General features: G+C 47.6%; 4 protein-coding genes and 2 pseudogenes. 3 read left to right on the top strand and 3 right to left on the bottom strand.

What is annotated here, in order from left to right; genetic code table 11:
- Positions 1-306 (top strand): annotated as a pseudogene (locus tag ELS82_RS23355) (IS5/IS1182 family transposase); the annotation flags it as partial.
- A gap of 219 nt (positions 307-525) precedes the next feature.
- Here the strand turns inward: ELS82_RS23355 and ELS82_RS23360 are convergent.
- Both ELS82_RS23360 and ELS82_RS27090 read right to left on the bottom strand, forming a co-directional pair.
- A complete protein-coding gene (locus tag ELS82_RS23360) occupies positions 526-750 on the bottom strand; it encodes a hypothetical protein (RefSeq protein ID WP_134837571.1) in 225 nt (74 codons plus the stop codon).
- Between the two features lie 152 nt (positions 751-902).
- Positions 903-1,004: pseudogene (locus ELS82_RS27090) on the bottom strand (IS5/IS1182 family transposase); the annotation flags it as partial.
- Between the two features lie 231 nt (positions 1,005-1,235).
- On the opposite strand from ELS82_RS27090, the gene ELS82_RS23365 reads away from it, so the two are divergent.
- Both ELS82_RS23365 and ELS82_RS23370 read left to right on the top strand, forming a co-directional pair.
- Positions 1,236-2,042, top strand: coding sequence for a hypothetical protein (locus ELS82_RS23365; RefSeq protein WP_134837572.1), 807 nt, complete (start codon positions 1,236-1,238; stop codon positions 2,040-2,042).
- Between the two features lie 371 nt (positions 2,043-2,413).
- On the top strand, positions 2,414-3,169 hold the full coding sequence (locus ELS82_RS23370; protein WP_134837573.1) for a hypothetical protein: 756 nt from the start codon (positions 2,414-2,416) through the stop codon (positions 3,167-3,169).
- 733 nt (positions 3,170-3,902) lie between these two features.
- Here ELS82_RS23370 and ELS82_RS23375 read toward each other — a convergent pair.
- Positions 3,903-4,421 (bottom strand): DUF1848 family protein (locus ELS82_RS23375; RefSeq protein WP_134837574.1); only part of this gene is annotated, 519 nt, incomplete at its 5' end.

The following is a 4,421-nucleotide window of genomic DNA, read 5'->3' on the forward strand; positions in this document are numbered from 1 at the left end:
CGCATTAAGCGAGCTGTCCCCCTTATTCCACCAAGAACCAATGCAGCTTACTGGGAAAGATATCACCCACGTAATCTCGCGGTTGCTTGTCAAGAACTGTATGGGTCCAACAAATACTGGAAATCGAAATATGGCTACCACAAGCGCTTGCTGTCAGAGACAGCGATGCATCGATTCAAAAAGCTGTTGGGTAACTCTTTGAGTTTAAGAAGTTACAACGCCCAAGTAGGAGAAGCATACGCAATGGTTAAAGCGTTGAACAAGATGACCGAGCTTGGTATGCCTGAAACGAGTTTAATAAAATAACGCTGCCACTCTTAGGGAGGCTACGTAATCGCTTAGAAGAATTAGGAAACAAAGCCCACCGCAAGTGAGGAGTTCAATGACAAGACGACAACAACGTGCATTTTCTTCTGAATTCAAAGTGGATGCGGAGAGTTTGGTTCTCGAACACGGCTACTAGACAGCACGCTCTCTGGATGTTGGTGATACAACCCTGGGTCGAGCAATTGAAGATAGCCACGGTTAGTCTCTCTTCTTTCCTGATAGAAAAGAGTCGACTTTATTGTCTATGTCCGACTTCACTTCCTGCCTGAATGGTTTTGATTCCTTCTGATCTCTAAATAGCTTCTCGCTATCGAACGTTTGTCCGTGAGTAATATCCCCTATCGCTGAAGATTGCCTTACAACGCGATAGTTCTCTTCCAGTAGCTCTCTGCTTGAAGGCGACTCATTGTCAGGTTCGTTCAACTTGAGTCTCAGAGCGAAGGTAAGCAGTTCGCGTATTGCTTCCGACTCCGTCAGCTTCTCTCTTTCCTATATCGCGAAATTCTAACTCATGGTGTCTCGGCTGTGTCCGCTTCTTCGTCAGTATCTCATCACCCTTTTTCACTGACTAGGTTTTGGGCCGCTTCCTCATTAATACAAAACGTCATTGAAGCGCGATTGATGACAGCCAGATTATGGTGTTTCCAGTGGGATGTTTTGTAGCGAGGCTTGGCCATTGGTCTCAGTGTTTGAATGAACTTGGCTGATCACATCGTAGGTTGATGATTCAGTTCCCTGATTCAGGAAACAAAGTCCCCCTCTTTCCCCTCAATGCTATGATAAATTGACATTATTTATGTCTCTTATGACGCAGTTGCTCACTAAGTTTTGATGGTAAATCCAAGCACTCGGTACTAGGTACTAAAGGGCATCGAGTGTGTTTATTCTATCGAACAAGGAGGCAAAGTATGACGACCATCAAACAACTCATTGTGACGGCAATATGCCTACTGATTGCGACAGGGGGGACGGCGGGAGAAGTCACCTTCTCTTTGGCCACCGACAAGCTGCGACTTCTCGGAGACGAGGTTAAGAGAGACAAGCCGATACAACAACGTGATTTCGCAAACAGCCAGTTTGAGATCAACATTAACGACAGTGGCTGGCAGCCACTTATCGCCAGCGGCAACAGTCCTCTCCAGACACCCCCTATACACTTACAGGTTGGCGACGAGTACGCGCTGAGACTAATTGTCTCTGAGGAAATCTACACCACACCATCGATTGATTATGTCGAGACAACACCAGGTGTCTTTCCGATCGCTTTGATCAACGCCAAACCTGAAAAAGTTTCAGTGGGTGAGGCAGAGCATCGCTTCGTCGACACGCAGGGCCTCAGCCACTACTTTACTCGGTGCAGCTACATGATGAATACTCAAATAATCGACTGTGATTTCACTGGGGCTAAATTTCCTAATATCAAGTTTGGCCACAATGGCTTTATCACCCCAGGAGGCTTTATAGGCGGCGGCGCACTCGCCACCGCAGCACTGTCTGGTCTGCCTGTAGGTGAGCCGATAGGAGCTTACGGAGAGGTCTCGGCGGCTATCTTAACCCACGGCGTTAGCGTCAACTTAGCGCCCTATGGAAAAGTGATTGATGTCGTCGGCGCAGGAGTCGGCATCGGCTGGGGACAGATACAGTACCTCAAGATAATGAAAATGGCCAATGGTGCCGCATTAGGCGATTTGTCACTCATGCCCGGCGCTGGTTAACGACCAAGACAACGGCTTTTAGCCAGATGCCCGCAGCTCAGTGGTGAGCAGTGTAGGAAAATCTCACGGCCACCACTGAGCCGCTTACCATCCGTGTACCGTCACGCAGTGCAAACGTCAAGATCGAGAAGTCGAATCGTATCCTAGAAACACATCAAATCAGAGAGACCCCAGCAACAGTGAATGTGCGGTCCCCTCCCACACACTTTTCATCTCCCGCCTCTCTCCCCTTAACGCTCCTGATAATTAAATATTATTAATGTCTCTTATGACGCAGGTACTCACTAAGTTTTGATGGTAAATCCAAGCACTCGTTACTAAGACGACGAGAGCACCAAGTGTGTTTATTCAATCAAACAAGGAAACCAAGTATGACGACCATCAAACACTTCATTGTGACGGCGATGCTTCTGCTGACTGCCACAGGGGGGACGGCGGGAGAAGTCTCCTTCTCTTTGGCCATCGACAAGCTGCGACTTCTCGGAGACGAGGTTAAGAGAGACAAGCCGATACAACAACGTAATTTCGCAAACAGCCAGTTTGAGATCAACATTAACGACAGTGGCTGGCAGCCACTTATCGCCAGCGGCAACAGTCCTTTCCAGACAACCCCCATACACTTACAGATTGGCGACGAGTACGCGCTGAGATTAATTGTTCCTGAGGAAATCTACACCACACCATCGATTGATTATGTCGAGACAACACTTAGTCCCTTTTCGATCTCTTTGATCAACACCAAACCTGAAAAAGTTTCCGTGGGTGAGGCAGAGCATCGCTTCGTCGACACGCAGGGCTACAGCCACTACTTTACTCACTGCAGCTACATGATGATTACTCAAAGAGTCGATTGTGAGTTTCATGGGGCTGAATTTCCTTATATTAGGGTTGGCCACAATGGATTTATTTCCCCAGGAGGCTTTATGGGGGCCAGCAGACTCGCCACCGCAGCACTGTCTGGTCTGCCTGTTGGTCAGCCGATAGAAGCTAGCGGAGATGTCTGGGCGGCTATCTTAGGCCACGGTATGGGCGTCAACTTAGCGCCCTATGGAAGAGTGATTGATGTCAGCGGCGGAGGAGTCGGCCTCGGAGGGGGCCAGGTACAGTACTTCGTCATTTCAAAATAATGGCCAATAGGGCCGCATTAGGCGATTTGTCATTCATGCCCGGCGCTGGTTAGCGACCAAGACAGCGGCTTTTTGACGTTAATCAAATGCCCGAAGCTCAGTGGTGAGCAGTGTAGGAAAATCTCACGGCCACCACTGAGCCGCTTACCATCCGTGTACCGTCACGCAGTGCAAACATCAAGATCAGGAAGTCGAATCGTATCCTAGAAACACATCAAATCAGAGAGACGTATCCCGGCTGCAGTGAATGCGCGATACGCCCCCCCCCCCCCCTTTTTTCCCCCTCGCAGACATGCATAAGAAAGTCAAACCCAACCGTGGCCCAGCGAGCACTGCCAACACTTCTGGGCTTGGTGCTTATCTTGCGGCATGTACTTACCAGAGGACGACAACGAGTTTGAGACGCTAAATTCTTACGAGGACAAGCTCGGCAAACGTTAGGCCGTGTTCCACGGCTTTTTTGGGACGGGTTACTCACAGCGAAGCCTAAAGACATCGTAAGCAATACCGTTCGAAATGCGGCTAAAAAAATCCCCAAGTGGGACTTTCTGTAGTCATGGCTCGGTTTTTAACGGCTCGTATCTGATCAATTAACGACTCTGTAATTTAATGTGTCGACGTCTAATGGGGTATTTTTAGGTACATCTAAACCCAACGCCTCGACCATACTCTTCGCTTGTTGACTGATGCCACCAGTAGAGAATTCGCTTATGTTCGATGCCCTCCAAAGCTCTTAAAACAATGAATTCTGAATAGGAATGGGGCCATTTAGGAGATGCTCCCAACCTTCAGCACTTCCTATTAAGAATGGGCTTTCAGGATCATGCTTCTTGTAATTTTTATGCGCTGCGTTCTTCTGGTGTGTTGCATAGCAATATGTGCAGCCATGCAAACAGGTGTTGTACGAGCCGATATCTATGCTTTTGACGCAACCGCACTCAAGGCGTTGGCCTGAGTCTTTCGTCGAGCTAACGTCAATGTTAAAAACATCTTTTATCAACTTGTCATCAATACATTTCCCTCTTTTGATATCAAACCTTTCAATATTAAGGTCTTCAGCACAGGTTTCAATCTTTAATCCGTAGGCTTTTGCAATGTCACTAAATCCTTGGCATAACGAAAAAAGTTCACTTTCATCACTCAAAATGTCGTGATACTGCAGTCCTTCAACCGTATTGAGGTTTGATTCTGTTTTTTTGTATAAGTCAGCAAAGCTGATAACGACTTTGTTTGTATATTCAACTAAGTTGTT

The organism is Vibrio ouci (genome assembly GCF_004551525.1).
In the GTDB taxonomy this organism is placed as follows: domain Bacteria; phylum Pseudomonadota; class Gammaproteobacteria; order Enterobacterales; family Vibrionaceae; genus Vibrio; species Vibrio ouci.